Below are 26,630 nucleotides of genomic sequence, written 5' to 3' on the forward strand. Positions count from 1 at the left end.
AAGCAAGGTCCTACCGAGCCGGGCTGACCTGACTGTCATCCCGTCAAGGACTGGACATGAAGGGTAAATCGGGCAACGGGAAGGCACACAAGCAGTGGCGGACCACGAACCACGGCCCCTCTTTCACGACGTCGAGCATCCCAAGCGGAGCCGCTGTGAACTGTCTTAGCGACACAGTGGCGGGCTTCGGACACGACAGGAGTGCACCTGCTGAGCCCTGGAGAATGAAGTGCACGCGAAGCAAGGCGCTGCGCTGAGCCCCTCGGGCCCCGAGAACTCAGTCTTGATGCGATGGCGGCCCCGCTGTAGGTCGTACCAGGGAGGCTGCCGTGTTGGATACGAAGACGCTGCGCTCGGACGCGCTCGGGAACTCACTCGCGGAGGCATTCCTCGCGTGGCAAGGCGAGGCGTGGCGCATCTGGCCCTTCACTGCGCGGGGCGAGGCGCATCACTTCCTCTTCGAGGCGGATCCCGCTCGACTGGGAGCGCTCATTGCAGCCACCCGCGCCTTCGAGGCCACGGGCGAGGCATCCCTCTTGCTCGACTTCTTCATGCACGAGCGCCCGGGCTTCGAGCGCGCGCTCGACGCTGTACGCACCCGGCCCGCTCCGGACGCATTGGAACAGATACTCAGCGAGGACCGCGAGGCGCGCGCAACCTGGCTGGGTGTTGGCGAGGATGGCGTCCGAGCCCATCGCTATCACCAGCTCGTGCACGGGCTGTTGCGTGTTCGGCAGCTCGAAGAGTTGAGCCCCCCGCCCGCGATTCTCCAGTTCAGCGCGGAGACCTTGCACCGACTCGTGCGCGAGCCGCCCGATGTCGCGGCGCTCCTCCACGCAACCCGCGAGCGCACTGAGAACGGCGATGTCCACGCGCTCTTCATGCTCTGCCTTCAGACCGCCTTGCTCCCGGAGTCCCCCAACCTGGGCCTGGGCTGCTGCCCGAGCCGAGAGCTGGACGAGACTCCATGCGCACTGCCTCGGACGCTGATCGCTCCATCCGATGACGCGGAGCACACCTTCTCGCTCCTCTCCGATGGGTTCCTGCTGCACATCGGAGACATCACCTGGGGCTCGGGGGCGGAACTCCAACGAGCCGCGCTGGACGGCGCGGGACTCGCGGAGGCGCTGGGGCGACTGGGCGCGCAGGGCGCCCCCGCGCTGTCGTTCATGGCCCGACTGGACCATGACCCCGACGACTTGGATTCCGAGTGAGGGCTCGCGCCTCGCTCAGGCGAGACCGCGCTGGCGGTTGACGAAGGCCGTGGTGCGGGCTGCGTCGTAGTCCGTGCGCAGGTCCGGGTTGGAGATGAGCTCGGCGAAGGCGTGGTGGAAGGGGATGGCGTCCTGCGGATCCGCCGCCTTCTCCTGGAGGCGCTTCGTCACCCAGTCCTGGATGGCGTCGATGGTGAGGTCCTTGAGCTTGCCCGCGCCCGGCAGCGGCATGTCCGGCAGCAACCCCTTCGCCGAGAAGAGCAGGTCCACCATGCCCTTCGTCGCTTCGTTGCGCTGGTTGAGTTCCTCCACTGCGATCTGGAAGCCACCCTCGAGCGCGCCCACCAGGCTGCCCATGAGCCGCGCCTCGCGCTTCGAGTCCGTGGACGGCGGGTTCTCGTTCGCGTGCCGCTCCAGGTCCTTCTGCATGTCGCCCAGCTTCGTCATCACCGTCTGACGGAGCGCGTCCTGGCCCTCGTGCGCGGGCGGCGAGAAGAGCGTGCGCGTGAAGAACTCCGACATCTTCTTCTGGCCCTCGATGCCCAGCGAACCCGAGGCGTCCTTCAGCGAGCTCAGCACCGCGTCCGCGTGCTGCGTGAAGAAGCGCGACGCCGCCGCGCGCGTGTCCACGTTCTCGCCAATCTTGTCGATGGTGTCCGTGAACAGCTTCACCGACTCGGGCGTGGCCGGCTGGATGCGGCTGGCCGCGTCCAACAGCTTCCCCAACGCGGGCGAGAACTTCGCATCCACATCCGCGTTGATGTTCTTCGTCAGCACGCCCACCGCGTCCGGGTTGTCCTTCAGGAACGCCTGGAGCCGCTCGGGCGGTAGCCCCGCCAACGCCGCCGCGGCCGCCGTGGCGCGCTGCGGGTCATACGTGCCCTGCGCACCCGAGATGGCCAGCTCGCGCTTGGCATACGCCTCGATGAGGTCCGGGTTGCCCGTGCTCGCGACCAGGTCCCCCAGCGCCTCGTGCGACTCACCGAGCACCGCGCCCCGCCCACCCTCCGCCACGCTCCTCGCCAGCTCATCCGCCGTCACCGCACCCGAGCGGTAGGCGTTGTCCAGCGCGCCCGCCAAGAGCTTGCGGTCCGCCTCGCCCAACCGCTCGGTGTGATTGAGGACCTCCCCCGCCACCGGTCCATACTGGAACATCAAGTCCATGAACGCGGCCTGCTTGGCCGGGTCCGGGTTGGCCTTGAGCCAATCCGTGACGGCGGTCGCGTCACGGCCGTCACTCGCCAGCGCGATGGCCTGCTGCGCGGACTCCATCTCCGAGCGCGTCAACGTGGCGGGCGCCACCGGCGCGGTGGCCGGCTGCGCGCCGCCCAGCTTCGCCGCCGCCGTCATCCCCCGCGTCGCGGGCTGGAAGCCATCCTGGTTGCGCTGGCGCTGCAGCGTGCGGACCTCCTGCCCCGTGACAGCGCGCGGCTGCGCCGTGTCCTGCTTGCTGACGGTGGACTCGATGGGACGTGGACCGCTGCGATCGACGCGTGGCGACATGGATTTCCCCCTTGGATAGAAATTCGGTTCAAGACCGTGTCTGGGTTTTCGGGCCAGGCACGCCACTTGTTTCCCAGCAACTGCAAGATTCACGTGAACTCGGCGTCAGGAATCGAGCGTCGGGGGTCAATCGTGAGCGCCCGGGTCCTTCGGGATTCCAGCGAGTAACAGCTCCCTGAGGGGAGGGTGTTCAACCGGGCGAGCGGGCCGCTCCAACTCCGATCATCCAAGGAATCTCCATGACGCTTGAGTCTGTACGGCTCTCAGGCGCGCTCGTGACGTTCGCGACCGCGCTGCTGATGGGCTGCGGCCACGAGGGCAAGCCGCAGGAACCCGACGAGCCGAAGTTCGATGTGACGGTGCAGCGCACGTCGTTTGGCATTCCCCATATCGCCGCCAAGAACTTCAAGGGCCTGGGCTACGGCATCGGGTATGCCTATGCCGAGGACAACTTCTGCCTCCTCGCCGAGGAAGTCCTCAAGCTGCGAGGCGAGCGCTCGAAGTACTTCGGTCCGGACGGGATGGTCGTCGCGGCCTCGGACCGACAGGTGACGAACCTCGACGCGGATTTCTATTTCAAATCCTATTTCGACCCGGGCGCCATCTCCGCGCGCTACAAGGACGCGCCCCACGAGGTGAGAGACCTGGCCGCGGGCTATGTGGCGGGCTTCAATCGGTATCTGAAGAAGACGGGCGTCGCGCACCTCCCTGGCGACTGCGCGGGCGCGGCCTGGGTGCGGCCCATCACCGAGGATGACCTCTACCTGCTCTGGCAGCACGTGGCCACGTACCTGTCCGGCGCGGACTTCGTGACGAGCATCGCCACCGCGCAGCCCCCCGCCACGGCGACAGGGAAGCCTACGGCCACGACTCGCGCGGCGAGCGTCCGGGTGGGACTGCCCGCCCCCGTCACGCCCTGGGGACGCCCGGTGGGCAGCAACGGTTATGGGTTTGGCAAGGACGCCACCGACAACGGCCGAGGGCTGGTCTTCGCCAATCCGCACTGGCCCTGGCGCGGCATCAATCGCTTGTACCAGATGCACTTGACCGTCCCTGGCCAGCTGGACGTCATGGGCGCGGCGATGGGAGGGATTCCCATGGTCATGATTGGCTTCAACGCGAAGGTGGCCTGGACCCACACCGTGTCCACCAGCATCCACCACGCGCTCCGCGAGCTGACGCTGACGCCCGGCACCCCGACATCCTACGTGGTCGACGGCCAGCCACGCGCGATGACGGCGCGGACCCTCCAGGTGGACGTGAAGACGGCCTCGGGCGCCATCGAGCCGCGAGTCCGAACGCTCTACACGACGAAGTACGGCCCCATCGTCATGAGCCCGAGCGACGGCGTGGATTGGAGCCCGACGCAAGCCTACGCGCTCGAGGACGTGAACCTGGGCAATCAGCGGGTCATCGAGCAGTGGCTGAGGATGGGACAGGCGCAGTCGGTGGAGGACCTGAAGGCCCGCATCGAGGGGGTGATGGGCATCCCGTGGGTCAACACCATCGCGGCGGACTCGGCGGGGCATGCGCTGTATGGGGACTTCTCCGTGAAGCCCAATGTCAGCGCCGCGCGGCTGGCGGCCTGCACGCAGTCACCCTTCGCCCAGGCGGCCTGGGCCTCGCGCGCGCTCGTGATGGATGGCGCCACGTCCGCGTGTGATTGGGAGACCCAGGGCAGCGACCCGAGCCAGCCCGCCACCCTGCCCGCCGCGCAGCACCCGAGCCTCATCCGCTCCGACTACGTGGCCAACATGAACAACAGCCACTGGTACGCGAATCCGGCCCAGCCGCTCACCGGCTACTCGTGGCTGGCGGGCGATGAGAAGGAAGACCTGGGCCTGCGCGCGCGGCAGGGCCTGCTCCAGATTCAAGACCGGCTGGCGGGACGCGATGGCCTGCCCGGCACGCGCTTCAACCTCCAGGCCATGGAGGCCATCCTGGTGGGCTCACCCGAGTTCCCCAAGCTGGGCAACCGCAGCCTCGTCGCCGACCTCCTGGCCGACGCGCTCACGGAGACATGCCGCGACCTCACCACCGTGGCCATCCCCGACGGCCCCACCGTGGACGTCCGCGAGGCCTGCGCCGTGCTCACGAGCTGGGACCGGCACAACAACGCCGAGAGCGTGGGCCCCCACCTCTTCCTGGAGCTGTATGCCCAGGTCTTCTTCGAGCTGTTCTACCTGGGCCACCAGGACGCGAACCTCTGGGAGTTGCCATATGACGTGGCGGATCCCCTCCACACGCCGCGCCAGTTGAAGGTGTCGCAGCCCGCGGTCCGCACGCTGCTCCAGCTCGGACTGGCGAGGGCGACCCAGTCACTCCTCGACGCGGGCGTCCCGCTGCGCAGGCCGTGGGGCGAGGTGCAGTTCACCCGCGTGGGCGACCGGAAGATTCCGCTCGGCGGCGGCGCCGAGGTCTTCAACGTGTTCCAGGCCAACCCCACGCTGAGCAGCCCCACGGGCCTGAGCACGGAGGGCTACGTCCCGGAGTACGGCGCGAGCATCGTGCAGATGGTGACGTGGGATGACCACGGCCCCGTGGCGGACGCGGTCCTCTTGTATGGGCAGTCCGCGAACCCGGCGTCGCCCTACTTCATGGACCAGGTCGAGCAGCTCTGGGCGAAGCGCAAGTGGAACCGCCTGCCCTTCCGGCCGGAGGAGATCCGCGCGGATCCCCACCTGACGTCACAGCGGCTGTCCGAGTAAGGACTCCGCCCGCGCGTCCATCGACTCACTTGATGGGCGCGCGGAGCTGGACGTCCAGCGACACCGCCGTGTAGCCACAGGTGCAGCACGCCGACTGCTCCGGCATGAGCGGCATCAACTCCACCCGGACCTCGGTCTCCACGCGCTCGGACACATAGCCCGGCGCGCTGACGTCAAAGGCATACTTTCCAGTGCGCGCCGCCGTCGTCGTGCAGACCGTGGTCAGTCCATCCGGTTGGCATTTCAGCTCCTGGGTGGACAGCGTCACCTCGGGAGCCCCGCGCCCCTCCACGCCCTTGAAGCGCACCGACAGGGCTGGAGCGCAGGGCGCGCACCGGACGGCCGCGCACTTCTCCGCGGAGTCCTTCTCACCGGTTCCACACCCCAGCGCGACCACCGCCACACACCCCACGATTCCTCGCAGTCGATTCATGCACGCACGAAAGGCAAGCCGCGTACCGGGGACAAACCCTTGGATTCCCACGCGAGGACCGAGGCGCGGTCGCGAACGCGCCTCGGAATTGTGAAGGGGCCTCGGATTCCCGAGGCCCCTCGTGTCAGCTCCGCACCACTCCGTCGAAGACGCCGTAGCCACCCGGGATGAAGAAGTCCTTGCCCGGCTCGAGCCCGAAGGAGCGCAGCACGGTGGCGGCGATGTCCTGCGAGCGCGGCGCGCGCGTCACCTTGTCCCCGGACTCCTCCACGAGCGTCACCGGCGCCCCCATGGGCGAGCCGTCCATCGTCTCGTCATAGCCGCCCAGCATCTGGTTGCCCTGGATGCCACCGCCCACGAGCAGCGCGCACGTCGCGGGGTGGTGGTCGCTGCCGTGCTTGGGGAACGTCCGCCCGAAGTCGCTGTAGATGTAGACGAGCGTCTCATCCAACAGCGTGCGGCTCGGGTCGGAGCGGCTCGGCGTCAGGCTCATCTCGATGCACAGCCGCCCCGCCATCTCCAGCGCGATGCGCAGGTGGTTGGTGTGCATGGACACGCCGTTGGCGCTGTGCGTGTCGAAGGTGAAGTTGTTGAAGCTGGAGGCCCGCATGTTCACGGACGTCACCAGGTCCGACTTCAACAACTGCAAGGCGAAGTCGTACGCCCCCATCGACGCGCCTTGGCCGCACGAGTCCGCGGAGCCGATGCAGGCGTCCCAGTTCACCGGATAGGCAGGGTCGGCCTTGAGCTTCTCCCACGTCGGCGTGGTGGCGAGCACCGAGAGGATGTCCCGGCGGATGGTGCGGCTCTCGCCCTTGTAGGCCTCATAGAGCTGCTCGAGCATCGCGTCCGTGCCGGTGGTGGAGATTTGATGCTCCGCGCGCAGCACGTCCAGGAGCGCCTCATCCACCACGCTCGCGGGCACGGTGCCCGACTGCGATGAGCCGTCGTAGCCGAGGTTCGGGATGTCATGCCGCGTCCGCAGCCCCTTCCAGGCGCTGTCGCGCTTGTCGGACAGCGTGGGCTCCACGGAGGACGGCGAGCCGAGCACCGTGGGATTGGCCCGCGCGGGCAGGCCCAGCGCCGAAGGCTGCATGCCGCGCAGGCTGACGTTGGGGATGGGGCGATCCGGGAAGCGGCTGGCCATCGCGTTGGCGATGACGGCCTGCACCGAGGGCGAGCGGAATGTCGCGCCCGCCACGCCGCACATGCTCGCGACGATGCCGCTGGCGTGCGCGGCCGTGTTCTGGTCCGCGCCCACGAGCAGCGTGGCCTTCTCGTAGAGTTTGTATTTGGGGTCGGCCCACGCGTAGCCCCAGGGCCGGAAGACTTGCTGCCCCTGCGCGAGGGGGTTCGTGCCCCGCGTGTCCGAGGGGCTGTCCCAGTTCCAGTAGATGGGCCCGCGGAGCTTGCGCACCGGCCCCGGCGCGTCCAGGTCCGCGGGGGAGCGATCGAAGTTCTGGACCTGGTCGGGCAGATAGCCAAAGGGAATGAGTCCCCCCTGCGCCAGGGGGATGAACTTGGTGATGCCGTTGCGAGTCAGCGGCGAGAAGAATGACTCCCAATGGAGTCCGCCATCCATCCAGATGCCCAGCATCTTGGTGGGGCGGCCCGAGGCGGGCACGGCCGCGCGAGCCGAGGACAAGCCATAGCGCGCCATCAGCCCGACATGAGCGGCCCCGAAGGCCAGCTCGAACAACCTGCGACGAGAGAGCTTCACGGTTGCCTCTTCAGTAGAAGATCCAGTGGGGGTGGCGAATGAAGTACGAGCACACGCCCACGTAGGCGGGCTCGGTATCGGTCGGCGTGGCGAGCGGCACGAACACGCGCGTGTAGAGCGTGTCCACCTGCGCGTCGGTGAGGCGCTCCCCCAGGAAGTGCAGGGACCAGCGGCGCAGCGTGGCCTTCACGTCCGCGGGGTTCGCGGTGCGCTGCGTGCCCGCGGGGAACAGCGCCACGTTGCCGCTCTTGGCCAGCGCCAGACGACACCACCGCTGGGACACCTGGGTCAGCGTGAGCGCGAAGGTGGGCGAGGCCGTCCGGTCCGCCGACGTCTGCGTCATCACCGAGCCACCGCCCAGGCCGTGATAGCGCTCGGCGGTCGGCTGCTGCCGAGGCGCGAGCAGCGCGTCCGGGGACTGCAACGGATACAGGTCATCCCCACGCGACTCCGCCATGGGAATGCCGTACTCGCGCGCCTCGGTGAAGAAGTCCGCGTCCGACAGGCCGAGCTGCTGGTACAGCGCGCGCTGCGTCTGCGTGCCCGTCATCCGAACGATGCGCGGCGCGTCCGCGTTGGGCCGCGCGTCCCGCTGCTGCGCGCCCAGTCCTTGAATCCACGCGCGCACGTCCGCCACTTGAAGCTTGGCCGTCCCCTCCGCGACGAGCTGCGAATAGGACTTCTCACCAATGGGCATCTGCTTGAAGGCGCCGGAGCCCCGGCCCTCCAACAGGCGCACGAGTTCACTGTCGTCGGGGTTGCCCGCCTTCACCAGGCGCGGGTCGGACACCAGGAGGCTCTGGAACGCATCCGCCGAGGCGAAGTAGCCGCGCGCGCCCTGCGCGTGACAGCCCTCACAGGTGGGCTTGAGCCCCTCCATGATGCGGACGGTTTCAGGGACCACGGGCGTGCCGCAGACGGGCTGCGAGCGGGAGGACAGCTCGGACGGAGCGCCCTCGCGACCACAGGCGAGCGCGAGGAAGGACAGCACGACGAGAGGTGCGATGCGGTTCATGTCAGCGCCCCCGCCGGAACAGATCCGACTGCGTGAGGGATTTGATGTAGGGCCTGACCTTCCGGCCGCCGGCGATGAAGCGGGACACCTGCGCGTCCAGGTAGCCCGCCTCGGTGGCCGGATCGATGTCCCGTCCCAGCACCTGCGCGTGCAGGTGCCGCACGACGCACTTGTCGAACGCACCGGCCGCGACGATGAGCTTGGCGAAGCCGAGCGGCCCCACCGTCCCGTCGCTCACCTGTCCCAACAACGTCTGGTCCGGCGGGAGGAAGTCGATGAACACCGCCTCCGGGTTCGCCTGCTCCTGCGCGGGCGTGATGGGCGTGAGCTTCGTGTCGGCCACGTACCAGCGGTTCCAGTGACTGAAGGGGTCCCCCCCATACGGATAGCTGCCCTGCCGCCAGCGCGTGGGCCAGTGCCACTTGGTGCCAATGCCAGGCATCAGGTACTCGGCGCCAAAGCCCTCGGTGGCCGAGCCCTGCTTCGCGTAGCGCTTGAAGTGGATCGCCGCCGGGTCCAACCGGCGGTGGCAGTGCTGACACGGCCCCTCCGAGCCCGGGTCACGGCGGTACTCGTTGAACTTCTGCCCCATGGGCGGCGCGAGCACTTCGCACGCGAGCGTCTCCAACGCTCGGGCGCCGCGCACGCGCTCTCGGGGATAGCCCGACAAGAAGCCGGCGGTGGTGAGCATGCCCGCGGCGGGAATCCCGCGCATCGGAGCGGTCACGGAGCGCGGGTCGTAGCGGTAGTCGCGGTCCGCCAGGAGGAAGGGATTGCGCGAGGGCACCTGGAACTCTCGCCACGCCTTCGGGTCGCCCTGCGTGTGCAGCGGGTCCGCTGGCTCCGACGCGAAGCGGGCGGGACGCCACCAGCTGTCGTCATTGCGCAGGTCCGTCATTCCGCCCGCGAGGCCCTGCATCACATACGCGGCCTGGAGGTTGGTGGGCCCCACCGAGTAGCTGCCCAGGATGAGGTCCGTCATCGGGCGGTCGTGCCACACGAGGTGCGCGTACAGGCGCGCGGGCTCCTCGGACACGAGCCGCCGCTGCCCCTGCTCGGCGTAGTGCAGGTAGTCCTCCCAGCCCGTGTACTGCTGGTAGTCGGCGTGGCAGCGAATGCCATTGGGGCCGCAGCCGCAGGTGCCCACGGGCCCGGCCTTGAGGCAATCGACCGTGACCGGGTTGCCGTTCTCACTGCCCACGCCCGTGTCCGCGACGTTGGCCGCGGTTCCCACCAGGCGCGCGGTGGTGCCGGGCGCCCACCACGGCTCGATGCTGATTTCCGCCACGGGCGTGCCGTCCGCCTTCACGCCGTCACACGCCGTCGTGTCGCCTCGGTAGTAGCGCCACGCGCCCACCTTCGCGGAGCCCGCGGGACAGGGCATCAGCGCGCGCTGCTGCTGCACGCCATACTCGGGCGCGTCCGCGGTACTGGGGACCAGCGGGATGTTGAACCAGTCCCGGGCCTGCTCGAACATCGTCCGATAGAAGGCCGGGTCGTGCAGCGTCTGGTCCACGAACGTGTCCACGTAGGCCTGCTGCGCGGTGGCGTCTCCCGCGGCCTCCAGCGCGGCGTACTCCGCATCTGTCGGAGGCGTGCCCCGCAGCGCCAGCGCCGCGCGACGCAGCACCCGGCTGGGCGCCAGCGTGTCCGGCCGCTCCCCGCCGTCCACGCCCTCCGAGGGTGGGGGCTCGACACAACCCGAGTCCGCTGGGTCCTGCGGATCCCCAGGCTTCCCGCCCACCGTGCCCGTGCATCCCAGCCAGACGACGACCGGGAGCACGCAGCACAGCGCGCGCAGCCCACGCGGCACCCTTCGCCAGCGCGGAGGAGGCTCCGACCACGTACTTGAAAGAATTGGAAGGCGCGAAATCATCGAGCGCCGCTAGGCAATGCGTGTGCCACGCGGATTCGCGCCCGCCAGCAGGTCGCGCTCACTCGGGAGACGCGCGCGGCGGCGAATGGGGAGCCTGGGGGCGCACGGGGACTGCCCCCACCAACCTGGGGCCTGCGCCCCCCAGCTTCGAAAATCGCGGGGGGTCGCGACCGCTCTTGGGACGACTCATCCCAGGCTCGGTCAGCGTGAGCGTGCGCCGCGCCGCCTTCCCCGAGGAGGTGGCCCATGGCATGGGCGTTGCTCTTCCGAGCCATCTCTCCGAAGGGGATTCCGCGCCATGATGAGCACGCTGGTCCAGGACCTACGCTTCGCGCTGCGCGCCCTGCTCAAGAACCGTGTCTTCACGGTGGTCGCGGTGGTGACCCTGGCCCTGGGGATTGGCGTGAACACCGCCATCTTCACGGTGGTCGATGCCACGCTGCTGCGGCCGCTCCCCTACCCGGAGCCCGACCGACTCGTCGACCTCTGGGAGATCCGCCCGCTGAGTGGTGAGTTCGGGCGCTCCCAGGCGTCCTATCCCAACTTCCTCGACTACCAGTCGCAGACGGAGCTGTTCTCGTCGTTCGGCGCCTACCTCGGCAACCAGCAGCTCGTGGCGATGGGCAGCGGGGCGGCGGAGATGCTCCCCTTCGCGATGGTGTCGGGGGACTTCTTCAAGACCCTGGGGACCCGCCCCACGCTGGGCCGGCTCCTCAACGCGGAGGACGACCAAGACGGCGCCGAGCGCGTGGCGGTCATCAGCCACGGCATGTGGCAGCGGCGCTTCGGTGGGAAGACGGACGTGGTCGGCAAGACGTTCTCCCTGCGCGGCGCCGTCTACAGCATCGTGGGCGTCGTGAGCCCCGAGTACCAGTTCGCGCTCGCGAGTCCCGTGGAGGCGTGGGTTCCCCAGCGGAACCTGCTCCCCGAGGACATGAAGACGCGGCGAAGCCTGCGCTGGGTGAAGGTGATTGGCCGGCTGGCGCCGGGCGTGAGCCAGGAGCTGGCGCAGACGAAGCTGCGCGAGCTGGCGTCGCGGCTCGCCACCGAGTACCCCGCCGCCAACACGCACCTGTCCATCGAGCTGACGCCGCTGCGCGACGAAGTCGTGGGCTCCGTGCGTCCGCTGTTGTTGCTCATGCTGGGCGCGGTGGGGCTGGTGCTGCTCATCGCGTGCGGCAACGTGGCCAACCTGATGCTCGCGCGCGCGGCGTCGCGGCAGCGCGAGATGGCCATCCGACAGGCGCTCGGCGCGGGTCGGGGGCGGCTGGTGCAGCAGCTCCTCACCGAGAGCCTCCTGCTCGCCGTCTTTGGCGGGTGTCTGGGATTGCTGTGCGCGCAGTGGGGACTCGAGGTCCTGCTGTCCGCCATCCCGGAGCAGCAGCTGGCGGTCATGCCCTATCTGCGCGAGCTTTCATTGGATGGTCGGGTCCTGGGCTTCACGGCCGGCGTCTCCATCCTGACGGGCGTGTTGTTCGGATTGGTGCCGGCGCTCACGGGCTCTCGCGCGGACGTGCGGGGCGCGCTCCAGGCCGCGGCGCCGAACGCGAGCGGCAGCGCACGGAGCAAGCTGCGGCGAGCGCTCGTGGTGGGCGAGGTCGCGCTGGCGCTCATGCTGCTCGTGGGCGCGGGCCTGTTGCTCAAGAGCATGACGCGGATGATGGCGGTGGACCCCGGCTTCGAGCGCCAGGACCTGCTCACGGGCTACCTGATCATGCCCCAGGGAAAGTACCAGGGCCCGGGCGAGGCGAGCGACCTCATGGCGCGGCTGGTGGATCAACTCCAGGCGCGGCCGGACGTGCAGGGCGCCGCCTTCGTGTCTCGGCTGCCGCTCAGCAACGGGGGCAACACCGCGCGCTACGTCATCCTCGGCCGGCCGCCCGCGGCGCCCGGACAGGACAACGAGGCGTTCTTCCGCACGGTGTCGACGGGCTACTTCCAGACGCTCAAGGTGCCCCTGGTGCGCGGGCGCTTCTTCGCGCAGACGGATGGGACGGACGCGCCCAAGGTGGTCATCATCAATCAGGCGCTGGCGGCGCGGCTGTTCCCGGGCCAGGACCCGGTGGGCCAGAGCCTGCGCCTGACCTATTCGCCGACCCAGCTCCCGCGCGAAATCGTGGGCGTGGTGGCCAATGAGAACATGGAGAGCCTGGACGCCGTGGCCTCGCCGGCCATGTACGTGCCCATCGCGCAGGATGATCCGGACAACGCGTTCCTCGCGGTGCGCATGCGACGGGGCGCGACGGGCATGGCGGCCGCGGTGCTCGCCACGGTGAAGGCGGAGAACCCGGAGCTGGTGCTGGTGGACGTGCGCACGCTGGACGAGCGCGTGGAGACCTCCTCCTCGGTGTTCCTGCGCCGCTACCCCACGTTGGTGGTGGGCGCGTTCGCCTCGGTGGCGCTGCTGCTGGCGCTGGTGGGCGTGTATGGCGTCATCGCGTACTCCATCGCGCAGCGGACGCGCGAAATCAGCATCCGCCTGGCCCTGGGCGCGCGGCGAGTCGACGTGCTCTCGATGGTGGTGCGCGAGGGCGCGGGCATGGCGCTGATGGGCGTGGGGCTCGGGTTGGTCGGCGCGTTGGCGCTGGGCCGGGTGCTCCAGCGGCTCCTGTTCGGCGTGGACGCGAGCGACCCGCTGGTGCTCGCGGGCGGCGCGGTGCTGCTGGTGCTCATGGCCGTGCTGGCCAGCTACCTGCCCGCGCGGCGTGCCTCGCGCGTGGAACCGGCTGAAGCGCTGCGCTGAGGTCGGGAGTGCCGCCGGGGCCCTTGACGCGCGGAAAGCCGAAGAGTCGTTCCACTGCGCCACAGGCATGAAGCGAAGCCCTTCGGGTGGTAGCTCCAATGCCATCACTCGCCCAACCACGGAGCGCTCGCGGTCCACACACGCGAGTCTCTGACAGAAGCAGAGGGGTCAGTAACGCAGCACCTGCTCTCTCATGCTGGCGTCTGGCGGAATGAACTGTACGCCCTGGAGTGCAGCAACTCCAAGGCGTCTTTCCACCGAGAAGAGGCCACCGGCCGCGGAAGGCGGTGATGGCCGACCAGAACCGAAGCAGGGTGAACCGGCTCACCAAGACGGAGCCTCACTGGCGCAGCAATCACAACCGGATTCACCCTGAGAACTGGGAGAGAGCCATGGCCCAGACCAGAAGCGGGTGGTTCTGGGAACGGACCTCGACGCTCGACTCCAATGAATGGTCACGCTGCCCGGAATCATCTCGGCAGAGCGGAGCGTCATTGCCTACTCGTTCGTCGGTACTGGATGGAGGCGAGATCCTCCGCCGAGAGGGAATGCTCAGTATTTCTGCCACGTCAACACGTAGGTGGAAATCTCCAGCGGCGTTTCGGTGAACTGGACCACTCCGCCACCAAGGTCCGTCAGGGATACGGCCACTCGATACCAGGTTCCGCTTCCCATGCATTTATCGTAGCGCCGCCCCTCGTAATATCCCGTGCTGATCAGGGTAAGGTTGTCGAATACGGGCGAGCCGACGGTCCAGCATGGGTGTCCCGACGGGACGGACGTCTTGACCGCGTCGCCACTGGTGTTCATTGCAATCTTCCAACTCGGGTCGGCAACGATGTACCAGTTTCCGACAAGCGGATCCCCAGAAGAGAGAATGGCAGAACTCGCGGTGTCGATGCTGTCTTGATTGTTGCTCTCGACAGCGGGGCCGCCGCAGGCGGTGGCGAAGAGGGAGAGAGCCGCAATGATGGTGGCTATTGGCTTCATGCTGTGAACCCCATTCGAGATGTGAAGCCGTCGAACTGACCGGTATTTAGCATTTAGCATGGTAATCTCATTTGTGAGCATGAAAAGAGCGGGCGCTGGAATGCTTGCCGAAGGGAGGGGGAGTCTTTGCTTCCCCACTGCCAAAAATCAGACCGTGCCGACCGACGTGCGACCCCATCCTTGTGCGGCACGCGGCCGCGGACGTCCCAGGCAACAAGGCCGCCGATAGGTTTCCGTCCAACCGCTCTGGAAGTGCTCTTGCGAGGCTATGAGCGCTTCCGGGAGATTGGCGGGCGCTCGGCGCATTGTCCTCTTCGGTGAGCATCAAGGCGGGCCTCGCTCGCGTCCCCCACGCCGCGACGTCGCCTCGCCGAGTCTGGCCCCACGTAACGAATGCCGCGCAAGGAACACTTCCGCTCAGGGTGTGCGTCAAGGAGATGGCAGACAATGTAGACGCTGCCCCGAAGGGTCGACCCTGAGGCCTCTCTCGGCAGCGCATGTCGGCGGGGTCGGCATAGAGTGGCGCCATGCCCTCTTCCTCCGAGCCTCAGGTCCACTTCCGTGCCTGCAACCTCTGCGAGGCCATGTGTGGCATTCGCATCGAGGTTCGCGACGGCCGCGTCCACTCCATCCGTGGCGATGACGAGGACCCCTTCAGCCGAGGCCACATCTGCCCCAAGGCCCTCGCGCTCCGGGACCTGCACGAGGACCCCGACCGCCTTCGCCACCCCATGCGCCGCACCGCCTCGGGCTGGGAGCCCGTTGGCTGGGATGAGGCGCTCGACGATGTGGCCCACCGGCTCCATGCCCTGCAACAAGAGCACGGCAACGACACGGTCGGCGTCTACCTGGGCAATCCCAACGTCCACAACCTCGGCGCCATGATGTTCGCGCCCGAGATGGTGCGCTCCCTCCATACGCACAACCGCTTCTCCGCCACGTCCGTCGATCAGCTCCCGCACCAGCTCTCGGCCTACCTCATGTTCGGGCACCAGCTCCTCGTGCCCATCCCAGACATCGACCACACCCGGTACATGCTCATCCTTGGCGCCAATCCGTTGGCCTCGAATGGCAGCATGATGACCGCGCCCGATGTCCGCGCTCGCCTGCGCGCCATCCAGCAGCGTGGCGGTCGCGTCGTCGTCGTGGATCCGCGCCGCACGGAGACCGCTCGCATCGCGGACCAACATGTCTTCATCCGCCCAGGCACCGATGCGCTCGCCCTCCTCGCCCTGCTTCATGTGGCCCTCGTGGAGAACCCGCCGCGACTGGGCCGGCTCGCGGAGTTCGTGGACGGGTTGGACGTGGTGCGCGAACAGGTCCGCGACTTCACGCCCGAGCGCGTCGCTCCGCATACCGGCGTGGACGCGGACACCTTGCGCGCGCTGGCTCGTGACTTCCTCGCCGCGGACGGGGCCGTCTGCTACGGCCGCATGGGCCTGTCCACCCAGCCCTTCGGCGCCCTCTGCCAATGGCTCATCACCGTCCTCAATATCGTGACGGGCAACCTGGATCGCGAGGGCGGCGCGCTCTTCACTCGGCCTGCCTTTGACCTGGTGGGCGGTCCGCGCGCGCTCGGCCTGGGGCGCGGCAGCCTGGGGCGATGGAAGAGCCGGGTGCGCGGCCTGCCTGAGTTCGCCGGCGAGCTGCCCGTGGCCGTGCTCTCCGAGGAGATCCTCACCGAGGGCCCCGGGCGCATCCGCGCGCTCGTCACCGTGGCGGGCAACCCCGCGCTGTCCACGCCCAATGGCGCACAGCTCGAACGCGCGCTGGAGCGGCTCGACTTCATGGTGAGCATCGACCCGTACCTCAACGAGACGACGCGCCACGCGCACTACATCCTCCCGCCCGTGTCACCGCTGGAGCGCGGCCATTACGACCTCGCCTTCCACATGCTCGCCGTGCGCAACACCGCGCGCTATGCGCCGCCCCTCTTCCCGCCCGGCCCGGATGCGCTCGAGGACTGGCGCATCCACCTGGAGCTGAAGCGCCGCCTGGACACGCTGCGCCACGGGACTCGGCTGAAGGACATGATTGCGTACCACGCCATCAAGCGCATGGGACCCGAGCGCCTGCTCGACGTGGGCCTGCGCATGGGACCGTATGGCGCGCGCTTCCGTCCGTTCCGCCAAGGTCTCACGCTGGCCAAGCTTCGTGAGCAGCCTCACGGCGTGGACCTGGGCCCGCTCAAGCCCAGCCTCCCGCAGCGACTGCAGCACAAGGACCGTCGCATCCGGCTCGCGCCCGAGCCCCTGGTCGCGGACCTGCGGCGGCTGCGCGAGACCTTCCCCGAGGCGCGCGTGTCCTCGCCGCACAACGGAGAGCTGTTGCTCATTGGCCGGCGTCACCTGCGCGACAACAACTCCTGGCTTCACAACACGCCGGGCCTGGTGAAGGGCAAGCCTCGCTGCACGCTGATGGTGCACCCCGAGGACGCCTCGCGGCTGGGGCTCGTCGAGGGCGCGGAGGCCCTCGTCACCTCGCGCGTGGGCCGCGTCACGGTGCCGGTGGAGGTGACGGACGACGTGATGCCGGGCGTGGTGAGCCTGCCCCACGGCTATGGGCATCAACGACCGGGCATCCGCCTCACTGTCGCCGCCCAGCACGCGGGCGCCAGCATCAACGACCTCACCGATGACCTCGCCCTGGACGCGGTCAGCGGCAACGCGGCCTTCAGCGGCACGCCGGTGCGGGTGACGAGCGCGGCGGTGACGGGCGTCGGGGCCTCCACACCAGCGGCGTGAGCGCACCGGCCAGGACGAAGCCGGCCTGCACCGTGTGCGCCAGCAGCGCGATGGACATGGCGCGCGCGGTGGTGGTGCCCAGCGCGCCCGCCGCCAGCGAGAACGCGCCATCCGTGACGCCCACCTGCCCCGGCACGAGCGACCCCAGCGCCAACGCCACCAGGTAGAGGCCCTGCGCGAAGAAGGCCTGCACCGCGCTCGCGTCGATGCCCACCGCGTGCGCCAGGACCGCGTACTGCATCACCTGGAGCGAGCGGCTGCACATGAAGGCCAGCATGGGACGCCAGGGCAAGAGCGGGCCCGAGCACGCTGAGTCCTGGAACACCTCCGTCTGCGAGGCCCAACGCTGACGCCGCCGCAGCAGCCACGCGCCCAGCCTCCTCGCACGCATGCAGGCGCGCACGCCCAACGAGGTGAGCAGCAACACCGTGCCATGGATGAGCATGGCGATGGTGAAGGCAGACACCCCCGTCATGAGGAAGGAGGCATACGCGCACGGAAAGGAGATGAGCCCACCCGCCCCCAGCGACGCCGCCTGCGCGGTGGCCGCCGCGGATGAAGCCGCCGCGCCCCCCGTGTAGGGCGTGACGAGCGCGGCCTTGGTGGCCTCCGCCGCGGCTCGGCCCGCGGGCGCCATGCTGGACACGGCGGTCCCAATGAGCTGCGCGCGCGCCAGCACCGACACCGGGATGAGGCGCGCCCGCGGTCCATGCGCCAACCAGGTGGCCGAGGCATCCAGCGCCTGCCGTCCCACCTCGATGAGCGCCACCCACGGCAGCCACGGCGCGGCTTCCTTCAGCGCGAGCCCCAGCTCGCTCGGGCCCGCGCGGTGCACCAGCATGGCCAGCATGCCCAGGCCCAGCAGCGCGAAGAGGATCCTCACTCCCACGACGAGCCGGAGTCGCCAGGAGCCACCGACCAGCGCTCGCCCCGGCCCCGCCTCGCCTATCCCGGGCCCGACCACGGCCGCGTCCTGGCGCGCGTCTCTCACCGTCGCCCTCCTCGCCCATCGCGCCCCCGGCCCCCGGGGTCGTGGTGAAGGTGCGCAGCCCCGCCACTCCTGGCGAGGGGGGACCCCGAGCACACGACCCCTGTCCGCCGGGTGCGTCACCTGGAGGACAACACCAGGGCCCTGGGGCTCCAGGCACCCCGCACGGGCCCGCACGTCCGCATGGGAACGTCGCGCGGAGAACGCGGCGCGCGCGGCTCGGCAGCCGCGACGAACGTGGCTAGGGTGCGGCCCGAGACGGCAGGACGAACGCGGGAGCGACACATGAAAGCGGTGCGGTTCTCGGCCTTCGGGCCCCCCAAGGACGTGGCCCAGCTCGTGGACGAGGCGCGCGAGGCCCTCAAGCCCGGCGAGGCGCGAGTCGCGGTGCTCGCCACGCCCATCAATCCCTCGGACCTGCTCACCCTCACCGGTGAGTACGGCATGCTGCCCAAGCTGCCCGCCACGCCCGGCAACGAGGGCGTGGGCCGCGTCGTCGAAGTCGAGGACTCGGACGCGGTGTCCCCCGGCGACCTGGTGTTCCTGCCCACCGGCGCGGGCACGTGGCGCACGCACCTCACCGCGAAGGCGGCGGAGCTGTTGCCCGTGCCGCCGGGCCTGGACCTCATCCAGGCCTCCATGATGGCCATCAACCCGCCCACCGCCTACCTCATGCTGCGGCAGTTCGTGACGCTCCAGCCCGGAGACTGGGTCATCCAGAACGCGGCCAACTCCGCGGTGGGGCGCTACCTCATCACCCTGGCGCAGGTGATGGGCGTGAAGACGGTGAACGTGGTGCGCCGCGAGTCCCTGGCCGCCGAACTCAAGGCCCAGGGCGCGGACGTGGTGCTGACCGACACGGACGAGCTGCCCCAACAGGTGAAGGACGCCACGCGCGGCGCCAAGGTGCGCCTGGGCATCGACGCGGTGGGTGGAGACTCCACGCGACGGCTGGGCGACTCGCTGGCCACGGGCGGCGTGGTGGTGAACTACGGCGCCATGAGCGGCAAGGGCCCCAAGCTGTCCGCGGCGGCCTCCATCTTCAAGGACATCTCCCTGCGCGGCTTCTGGCTGGTGCGCTGGATGCGGAACGCCTCGCGCGAGGAGCAGAACGCCACCTTCGCCCGGCTCGCAGAGCTGATGTCCGTGGGCACGCTGCAGACGACGGTGGACGGCACCTTTCCGCTGGAGCGCATCCACGACGCACTCCAGCGCGCGATGGAGGAAGGCCGCAACGGCAAGGTCATCCTCACCCCGAACCCCGCGACCTGAGCGCGCGCACGCCCCCAAGGACAGACACCATGAAGCGAGTCGAAGGCAAGGTCGCCCTGATTACTGGCGCGGCGGGCGGACTGGGCGCGGCGGCGGCGCGGCTGCTGGCGCGCGAGGGCGCTCGCGTGGTGGTGACGGACCGGCGCGAGGACGAGGGGCGACAGGTGGCCGAGTCACTGGGTGACTCGGGCCTCTTCGTGTCCCTGGACGTCACGCGCGAGGAGCAGTGGGAGCAGGCGATTGAGCAGACCCTGGCGCGCTTTGGCCGGCTGGACGTGCTGGTGAACAACGCCGGCATGGGCATCCCCAAGGACGTGGAGACGCTGTCCCTGGCCGAGTGGCGGCTGGTGCACGCGGTCAACCTGGACGGCACCTTCCTCGGGTGCAAGCACGGCATCCGCGCGATGCGGCGTCACGGCGAAGGTGGCTCCATCATCAACATCTCCTCCGTGGGCGGACTGGTGGGCATGGCGGGCGTGCCGGCGTACTCGTCCGCCAAGGGCGGCGTGCGGCTGTTGAGCAAGTCCGTGGCGCTGCACTGCGCGCAGAAGGGCTACGGCATCCGCGTCAATTCCATCCATCCCGGCTTCGTGGAGACCTCGATGGTGGAGGCGCTGGCCCAGGCCTCGGGCAAGCCCGTGGAGGCGCGCGCGCGCATGGTGCGCGGCATTCCCCTGGGCCGGCTGGGTGAACCGGATGACGTGGCCTACGCCATCGTCTACCTCGCCTCGGACGAGTCGAAGATGGTGACGGGCTCGGAGATGGTCATCGACGGCGGGGCCACCGCGCAGTAGCGGGGGTCACTCCCAGGGCGCCATCAGCAGTTCGACCATGCGCGCGGCCAGGTCCTTGCGGTGCGTGACGAGCTGTCCCCAGGCCTGGGCGTGCTGCGCCCAGGCCTGAGGCTCCAGCCCCGCGGCCTGGAGCACCCGCAGCGCATCCGGGTTCATCCCCAGCGCCTTGAGGACGCGCACGTAGTGCCACACCGTGGGCATGGGCGTGCCGGGGAAGTGAGCCTCCGCGTCCAGCGACTTGCCCTCTATCTGGGGCCGCAGGCGCGCGAGGATTCCGGCGTCGTCACCCGCGTCCGGGCCGCGTGTTGGAGTCGGGGGGTCGAACTGAAGGCCCGGGGTCTCCTCTCCGCTTCGCATGGCCGCCATCCGCCGCTCCCACTCCTGGCGCGCGGACACCATCTCTCCCACCAATCGCTGACGCGCGGCCCGCGACTGTTGCTCCAATTCCTGACGTCGGGCCTCCGCCTGCCGCTCGTGGTCGCGGAGCCGCGACTCGGACACGCGCCGCATCAACTCCTCTTCCTCGCGACGGGACGCCTCCGCGAGGCGACGCTCCTCGTACTCGGCCATCCACTGGAGCCGAGGCCGCGTCTCCTCCGCGAAGTCACTGACAAAGCCAGACTCTTCCGGAGGCACGGGCGTCGCGAGCACCCGCTCCGCGAAGCGGGGGAACCAGGCGCGAAGTCGCCGCGCCTCGGGCAACAGCACGCCATCCAGTTCCTCCGCGCCCAGCGCATTGCCCAACGCGCACGCGGCGGTGAACACCGCCAGCGCGGCCGTGCGCGGACGCCGAGCGATGGCCCCCTCCGCCGCGGGCCACACCTCCGCGAGCCGGCGCGGCAGGTCCGCGGCCGGAGTGTCCTCCACCAGCAACGACACCTGTCGATTCAAGCCCATCGGATCCACCCGCCCCCACGCCCGGAAGCGAGCCACCGCATCGGGCTCCTCGGCCACCTGCCGCTCCCACAGCGAGTCCCGCCAGGGAGAGAAGGCCGCGAGCAATCGCTCGCGCTCCTCCGGATGGGAGCGGAAGCGCGCCCACACGGTGTCGATGAACGCCTCGCGCCCGGTGCTCCCGCTCCATGCGCGCACCGCCTCATACAGCGGCGCCACCACGTCCTCCTGTCCCGGCCCCTCCCAGATGGCCACCCACAGCCGCGGGACTCGCTCCTGCCACCCGTCCACGACGCGATCCGCCCACGAGGGCAAGGACATCAGCGCCATCAGCAAGGGGCCCGCGCAGTCCTCATCGCGAGCCCAGACATTGAGCAGCCGCGCCTGCGCGGGCTCCGCGAGCAGGAGGAAGCGCCGGAAGCCAATGCCATCCATCGCCTTGGCGCGAGCCTCCAGCGCATCGTTCGACAGGGCCTCGGCGGCGCCCTCCACGAAGGCGCGCACGGCCTCCACGTCCGGCAGCGCGTGGCCATGCTCCTGTGGCGCGGTGCCCGCCCAGTCCACGAAGCGCAGGGCCGCTTCGCCCGGTAGCCCAGGCAGCACCGACAGGGCCCAATCCGCCCAGCGCGCCTGGGCGTCCGGCGGCAGCAACACCAACGGCTCGCGCTGCGCGAATGGCAGCAGCCGCTCCACCAGCCCGCCCGGCGTGCGCGCCGACACCGCCAGCACCGCCGCGAGCGCCTCCGGTGGCGTGGGCCTGGGCAGCTCGGCCAACACATCCTTGGCGGCCTGCGCGTCACCCGTCAGCGCCACCTCCGCGAAGAGCCACCGCGAGCCCAGCGCGGTCAGCCGCCGCCGCGCCTGGGACACCGTCTCCGGGTCGCTCGAGGTCAACCCCTCGCGCAGCCCCTCCGCGTCCTCCAGGCACAAGGCGCACTCGAAGCGCAGGTCCGCGTCCGCCGCGGCTCGCAGTCCCTCTCGGAGGCGATGGAGCACCGCGCCCGTGGGCTGCTCCTCGGTGGCGCGCACCCAGGCCACCGCCGCGCGCGCGCCCAACGTCGCGTGTTCGAGCAGCGCGAGCGACAGCACGCGGACGCGCTCGTACCCCGTGGAGGACATCCGCGCCCAAGGCCAGACCTTCCAGCGCGTCAGCGCCAGCATCGCCTCCAGGCCCGGGAGGCCATCCTGGTCCAACATGCCGCGCACCGTGGCGAGCACGTCCTGCGAGGGCTGCCCCTGGTGCACCAGCACGAGCGCCGCCAGCGAGCGCACGCCCGCGTCCGGGAAGTTGCGCCAGAGCAGCTCGGGCGTGTCCGGCCAGGGGCCCGGCGGGCCCAGGACGTCATCGAGCACACCCATGTCCAGCGGCAACATCGCCGCCCAACCATCCTCCAGCGCCGCCGCGAAGCCGCGCTGGAGCAGCCTGGCCTCCAGCCGCTCCGCGACCTCCACCACGCGCCGGACCCGCGCCCACTGCGCCGCGTACCGGCGTCGCAGCTCCGCGCGAGGCTCCACGGCCAACGCCGCCACACGGTCCGCGAGCGCGAAGCGGTCCACCCCCGCGCGAAGCAGCTCGCGGGCCGCCCCATGATCCTCGGGAGGCACCGCGCCACAGAAGCAGTGCGGACAGGAGACGCCGGGAGCGATGAAGCGCACGCAGCCCGGGCAGCGGACGTCTTGACCTCGGTGGACTCCCAGGTCGAGCAGAGCGGACATGTCCGCTGTCTACTCCCGGAAGCCAGGACTGAGGAGCCCCCCCGGCGTGGCGCGAGGCGTCAGCGCAGGAGCAGCCAGTCCACGCTCACGGGCTGGTCCGCCTCATTCGAGAGGTTGACCGTGAAGCCCGTGGTCGCCTTCTGGGTGACGAAGGGCGCGCCCGCCGCGTTCGCCGTGGCGATGATGCGATAGGCCGCGTCCAGCTCCGGCCGAGGGAACACCACCGCCACGTCCACGCTCCCTGGCGGCACCAGCGCGGTGCCCGAGAAGTTGCTGGACGCCGTGTCCCCCGCCGACAGCCCCCGGACGTTGGTGGCCGAGCTGCCATCCTCCACCGACACCGCGCCCGGCGTCTGGGACCACGTGAGCGGGAGCTGCTTCCAGTTGCCCGGGGCCAGCACCTTGATGGGACGGATGACGGGATTGGGCAGCCCATCCGTGGGCAGGCGGAACACCTCCGCGCGCGGCCCCGCGCGGCTGGGATTGAAGGTGCTGCCCGTAAAGACATACGCCCCCGAGCCCGGCCGGATGTCGATGAGGGGTGTGTCGGGGCTCGACAAGGCCTCGAACGTACAGTTGGTGGCGGAGAGGGACACCAAGTCCTGCGCATACACCAACCCGCGCCGCCGAGGATTGGAGAAGCCGAAGTCCTCGTCGGTGAGCACCACGAAGCGCATGTCCACGCTCATGGCCCCGCCCAGGCTCCCCACCAGGTAGAGGTTGTAGATGCCATTGCCGTTGTAGATGTTGTCGAGGATGACCGAGCACTCGGCCACGATGATGGGGAAGTTGGGGACCTTGGTGTCGATGTCTTGAAGCCGGGTGACGCCCGAGTTCTCCACGGAGATGCCGAACAACGTCCCCACGCCCCCGAAGATGGACACCCGCTGCACGCGGCTCAGATAGCAATTGTTGGTCAGCCGGATGCCGTAGCGCGTGCTGAGGAAGATGACGTCCTCCACCAGCACGGAGACACACATCCTGGCGTAGATGCCATTGCCCTTGGCGATGCGCAGGTCGCTCACCTCCACCCGCACCAGCCCGCCCTCATAGGCGCTGTTCATCACCGGCACGTAGCCTCGGGTGGAGGGGCCCACCTGGACCTGCATCAGCCCATCCGCCTGCCCGTCGAAGTTGAGCAGGGCCAGCGTGTCCGCGTCCGCGACGTGCTTGTGCGTGGGGATGGGGAAGGCCGCCGTGTGGCGCGCCACCCGGCTCACGTGCACCGAGTCGAGGTAGCCATACGCCTGCTCCGTCTGCGGCGGCGCCTGCGGGAAGTAGTAGCTCGCCCCCCCGAGGATGACGTCCTCCCACGGCTCCTGGTTCATATTCCCCGTCGCGGGTGTGCACGCCATCAACTTCCCGTCGATGAAGACGCGCATCATCACGCCGTCATAGCTGGCCTCCAGGTGATACGTCCGGTCCACCTGGAGCGCGTAGTCCGCCGTGCGCGCCGTCAGGTATTGGCCTCCCACCGTGAGCTTGAATGACACACATCCGGGATGGAGGTTGTCGAAGTCACCACAGCTCAGCACGAAGGCGCGGTGGGTGGGCGGCGCCCGCCCCAGGCACCCCCAGGACGAGATGATCATCTGCGCGTTGATGATTTTCTTGGGGCGGAAGAAGCACTGGACGGAGAACTGAGACAAGCCATCCAGGTCCAGCGAGGGCAGCTCGCGCAGGTTGAGCGAGTACGTCTCCCGCCGGCTGAACATATCCAGCGCCATTCCCGGCCCCAGCGCCAGGGGCGGCACCAGCGGAATGGTCGGCGCGACGCCATCACTGATGTAGATGGCGGGCCCGAGTCCGTCGTTGATGAGGGTGGTCAGGCTCTTGCCGTCCCCGTGCATCCGCAGGTAGCTGCGGCGCATGCGCAGGGGGCGGGTGATGCGGTAGCGCCCCGCGGGGAGGCGCACCGCCGCATGGGCCTCTTCCGCCGCGGGCCCCGCGTTCTGCGCCGCATCCAGTGCCGCCTGGATGGCATTCGTGTCATCCGCGACGCCGTCCCCGACGGCGCCGTAATTCTTGACGTCGATATCCGAGCGAATGACCGTGCGGACATCCAACAGCGCGCTGCGAAGTGCATCGGGGTCCGTGGACAGCGGAGTGTTGTCTCGGATGAAGTTGGGCAAAGGGCCTCCTGAGCCGGTGAATTGGGACTCATAGGATTGTCATGACCCTCCGCCGATGCACTCGTTTGACACGAATTGCCTGAAACCCTGCGTCAGGGAAGAAATGCCCCCTTCACCGCGTCCAGCAGTGGATTGGCGCCGGTGGTGGGATTGATGCATCCCTGATTGAGCGTCCAGATGATGGTGCCTCCGTAACCCTGGGCGCGCGCGAAGGCGCCCTTGGCGGCGATGGCCTGGGGACTGTCATAGGTAATCCATCGCACCGTGCCGTCCTCCACCGGCGTGGTGAAGGTCAGGTAGCTGGCCTTGGCCGCATCGTCCCAGTGGTATGTGCCGGTGGGGGCAAAGCGGGAAATCTTCTCGTAGGTGAAGGAGTTGTCCCCGCCCACATAGTCGGACCAGTTGGTGAAGTTTTGATAGGGGCCGGTGATGTGTCTCCAGGCCAATCCATAGAAGGGGATGCCCATGCCCAGCTTCGCCTTGGGGATGCCAGCGCCGACCCAGGCCTCCAGGCTGGATTTGATGGAGGACGGATGGTTGCCGGCGTCACCCTGGAGCGCGGACGTGTACCAGGAGATCCACCCATCCCAGACACCAATCATCTCGTAGGACATGACATTGAGCTGGTCCATGAGCGGAACGAGGTTCACGAACCAGGGGTCCGCGTCGCTCGGGAAGTTGGCGTTCACCCAGCCAATGGGGATGGTGAGCAACATGTTGGGGCGGGCCGCGCGCAGCGCCTGCACGAGCGCGAGCAGGTCCGGCTTGTCCGCCTCGTTGATGGGCTCCCAGTCGATGTCCAGGCCGTCATAGCCAAACGTGTCCATGGCGTTGAGCAGGTTCTGGACGAACTTGGCGCGGTTGGCGGCCTTGGCCGCGCCCACCCAGCCGTCATGCTCGCCCGAGCCACCAATCATGATGATGGCCTTGCGGCCCGCGGCGTGGGCGCGCGTGGACAGCGTGCGAGCAATCTGCTGGCCGTTGTCGTTGTCGAACTTCGTGTTCAGCGTGCCGTCGGGCTTGGGGGTGACGCGCCCGACGATGATGTGGGTGAGCGCGCTGAAGTCCACCTTCTCCGGCGGATACAGGTCCACGTTCCAGCCCGTGTAATAGCCCGACACCCAGAGGTTGCCGCCCGGCGAGGACGGCGTGACGGTGACGGTGGCGGACGCGCTCTTGCTGGAGTCCGCTCGGCTGGTGGCGACCACGTGGTAGGTGCCCGCCGTCGCGGGCGCGGTGTACAAGCCCGCCGCGGTGACGGTGCCGCCCGCCGCGCCCTCCTGCACGGACCACGTCACCGCCGTGTTGGTGCTGCCCGCCACCGTGGCGGTGAACTGGCCTGACTGGCCCGTCTGCAGCGAGAGGGTCTCGGGCGACACGGCCACGAACACCCCCTGCTTGCCCTCCACGCCCACCTCGTCGAAGTAGAGCGTGGGCAGCGTCTGGCCGCGCGTCTCCTGGAACTCGATGCCCGTGAGGGTCGCGTTCGCGGGCGCGAGCGAAGTCAGGGGAACGCGGCAGGACGTCCACGCGTTGGCGGGAATGGAACCTCCCCCGCACGTGGGGCCGAGCAGGACGCCGTCGGTCCAGGCACCGTTCACCCGCGCGCGCACCCGCACGAGCGCGCCGCCGCCAGCAGCGCCGCCATTCACGCGCAACACGAGGGCCGTCTGGTTGAGCGTGGCCAGGCCCGGCTGGGAGAAGACGAGCGCCTGGGATGGCCCCAGCGTGACGGAGATGGAGTAGCGGCCCGCGGAGACGGGCTGCGGGTTGGTGAGGGAGTGCGGCGCCGTCGTGTCATCGCGCCACGGGCTCACCATGCTGTCGCGGTAGATCCACGTCATCGTCGTGTTGCCCGCGGGCACCGACGCGGAGACGACCTTGGAGC

Annotated in this window: 16 protein-coding genes; 6 read left to right on the forward strand and 10 right to left on the reverse strand. The window is 69.3% G+C overall.

The genetic code is table 11. The features are described from left to right. Positions 1 to 329: 329 nt before the first annotated feature. A complete protein-coding gene (locus JGU66_12440) occupies positions 330 to 1,214 on the forward strand; it encodes a hypothetical protein (GenBank protein MBJ6761575.1) in 885 nt (294 codons plus the stop codon). A 15-nt stretch (positions 1,215 to 1,229) separates the two neighbouring features. On the opposite strand, the gene JGU66_12445 is transcribed toward JGU66_12440, so the two are convergent. Then, complete coding sequence (locus tag JGU66_12445) at positions 1,230 to 2,717, reverse strand: hypothetical protein (GenBank protein ID MBJ6761576.1); 1,488 nt, start codon at positions 2,715 to 2,717, stop codon at positions 1,230 to 1,232. A 239-nt stretch (positions 2,718 to 2,956) separates the two neighbouring features. Between JGU66_12445 and JGU66_12450 the strand changes: the two genes are divergently transcribed. After that, positions 2,957 to 5,425, forward strand: coding sequence for a penicillin acylase family protein (locus JGU66_12450; GenBank protein MBJ6761577.1), 2,469 nt, complete (start codon positions 2,957 to 2,959; stop codon positions 5,423 to 5,425). Between the two features lie 25 nt (positions 5,426 to 5,450). Here JGU66_12450 and JGU66_12455 read toward each other — a convergent pair whose 3' ends face one another. The 4 genes from JGU66_12455 to JGU66_12470 form a co-directional block, all read right to left on the reverse strand. Continuing rightward, positions 5,451 to 5,858 (reverse strand): hypothetical protein, encoded by a 408-nt coding sequence (locus tag JGU66_12455; GenBank protein MBJ6761578.1) that lies wholly within the window; start codon positions 5,856 to 5,858, stop codon positions 5,451 to 5,453. Positions 5,859 to 5,982: 124 nt separating this feature from the next. Then, positions 5,983 to 7,578, reverse strand: coding sequence for a DUF1501 domain-containing protein (locus JGU66_12460; protein ID MBJ6761579.1), 1,596 nt, complete (start codon positions 7,576 to 7,578; stop codon positions 5,983 to 5,985). A 10-nt stretch (positions 7,579 to 7,588) separates the two neighbouring features. After that, complete coding sequence (locus tag JGU66_12465; protein ID MBJ6761580.1) at positions 7,589 to 8,593, reverse strand: hypothetical protein; 1,005 nt, start codon at positions 8,591 to 8,593, stop codon at positions 7,589 to 7,591. A gap of 1 nt (position 8,594) precedes the next feature. Further along, positions 8,595 to 10,406, reverse strand: a complete 1,812-nt coding sequence (locus JGU66_12470; GenBank protein MBJ6761581.1) for a hypothetical protein — start codon at positions 10,404 to 10,406, stop codon at positions 8,595 to 8,597. Positions 10,407 to 10,767: 361 nt separating this feature from the next. Here JGU66_12470 and JGU66_12475 point away from each other — a divergent pair, with 361 nt between their 5' ends. Beyond that, entirely contained in the window at positions 10,768 to 13,212 is a 2,445-nt protein-coding gene (locus JGU66_12475) for an ABC transporter permease (protein MBJ6761582.1), read from the forward strand. Positions 13,213 to 13,764: 552 nt separating this feature from the next. On the opposite strand, the gene JGU66_12480 is transcribed toward JGU66_12475, so the two are convergent. After that, positions 13,765 to 14,202 (reverse strand): hypothetical protein, encoded by a 438-nt coding sequence (locus JGU66_12480; GenBank protein ID MBJ6761583.1) that lies wholly within the window; start codon positions 14,200 to 14,202, stop codon positions 13,765 to 13,767. A 527-nt stretch (positions 14,203 to 14,729) separates the two neighbouring features. Between JGU66_12480 and JGU66_12485 the strand changes: the two genes are divergently transcribed. Further along, complete coding sequence (locus tag JGU66_12485; GenBank protein ID MBJ6761584.1) at positions 14,730 to 16,946, forward strand: molybdopterin oxidoreductase family protein; 2,217 nt, start codon at positions 14,730 to 14,732, stop codon at positions 16,944 to 16,946. On the opposite strand, the gene JGU66_12490 is transcribed toward JGU66_12485, so the two are convergent. Continuing rightward, a complete protein-coding gene (locus tag JGU66_12490) occupies positions 16,876 to 18,057 on the reverse strand; it encodes a flippase-like domain-containing protein (protein ID MBJ6761585.1) in 1,182 nt (393 codons plus the stop codon). The genes JGU66_12485 and JGU66_12490 overlap by 71 nt on opposite strands. Before the next feature lie 162 nt (positions 18,058 to 18,219). Here JGU66_12490 and JGU66_12495 point away from each other — a divergent pair, with 162 nt between their 5' ends. Together JGU66_12495 and JGU66_12500 are read left to right on the forward strand one after the other, a co-directional pair. Next, the gene (locus JGU66_12495) at positions 18,220 to 19,206 is read left to right on the forward strand and encodes a zinc-dependent alcohol dehydrogenase family protein (GenBank protein ID MBJ6761586.1); all 987 of its coding nucleotides are present in this window, start codon (positions 18,220 to 18,222) and stop codon (positions 19,204 to 19,206) included. A 29-nt stretch (positions 19,207 to 19,235) separates the two neighbouring features. Continuing rightward, a complete protein-coding gene (locus JGU66_12500) occupies positions 19,236 to 20,000 on the forward strand; it encodes a glucose 1-dehydrogenase (GenBank protein MBJ6761587.1) in 765 nt (254 codons plus the stop codon). Positions 20,001 to 20,006: 6 nt separating this feature from the next. Here JGU66_12500 and JGU66_12505 read toward each other — a convergent pair whose 3' ends face one another. The 3 genes from JGU66_12505 to JGU66_12515 form a co-directional block, all read right to left on the reverse strand. Beyond that, a complete protein-coding gene (locus JGU66_12505; GenBank protein ID MBJ6761588.1) occupies positions 20,007 to 22,610 on the reverse strand; it encodes a hypothetical protein in 2,604 nt (867 codons plus the stop codon). A gap of 59 nt (positions 22,611 to 22,669) precedes the next feature. Continuing rightward, entirely contained in the window at positions 22,670 to 24,742 is a 2,073-nt protein-coding gene (locus JGU66_12510) for a hypothetical protein (protein MBJ6761589.1), read from the reverse strand. Between the two features lie 92 nt (positions 24,743 to 24,834). After that, complete coding sequence (locus JGU66_12515) at positions 24,835 to 26,586, reverse strand: chitinase (protein ID MBJ6761590.1); 1,752 nt, start codon at positions 26,584 to 26,586, stop codon at positions 24,835 to 24,837. Positions 26,587 to 26,630 lie beyond the last annotated feature (44 nt).

Source organism: Myxococcaceae bacterium JPH2, from assembly GCA_016458225.1.
Classification (GTDB): domain Bacteria; phylum Myxococcota; class Myxococcia; order Myxococcales; family Myxococcaceae; genus Citreicoccus.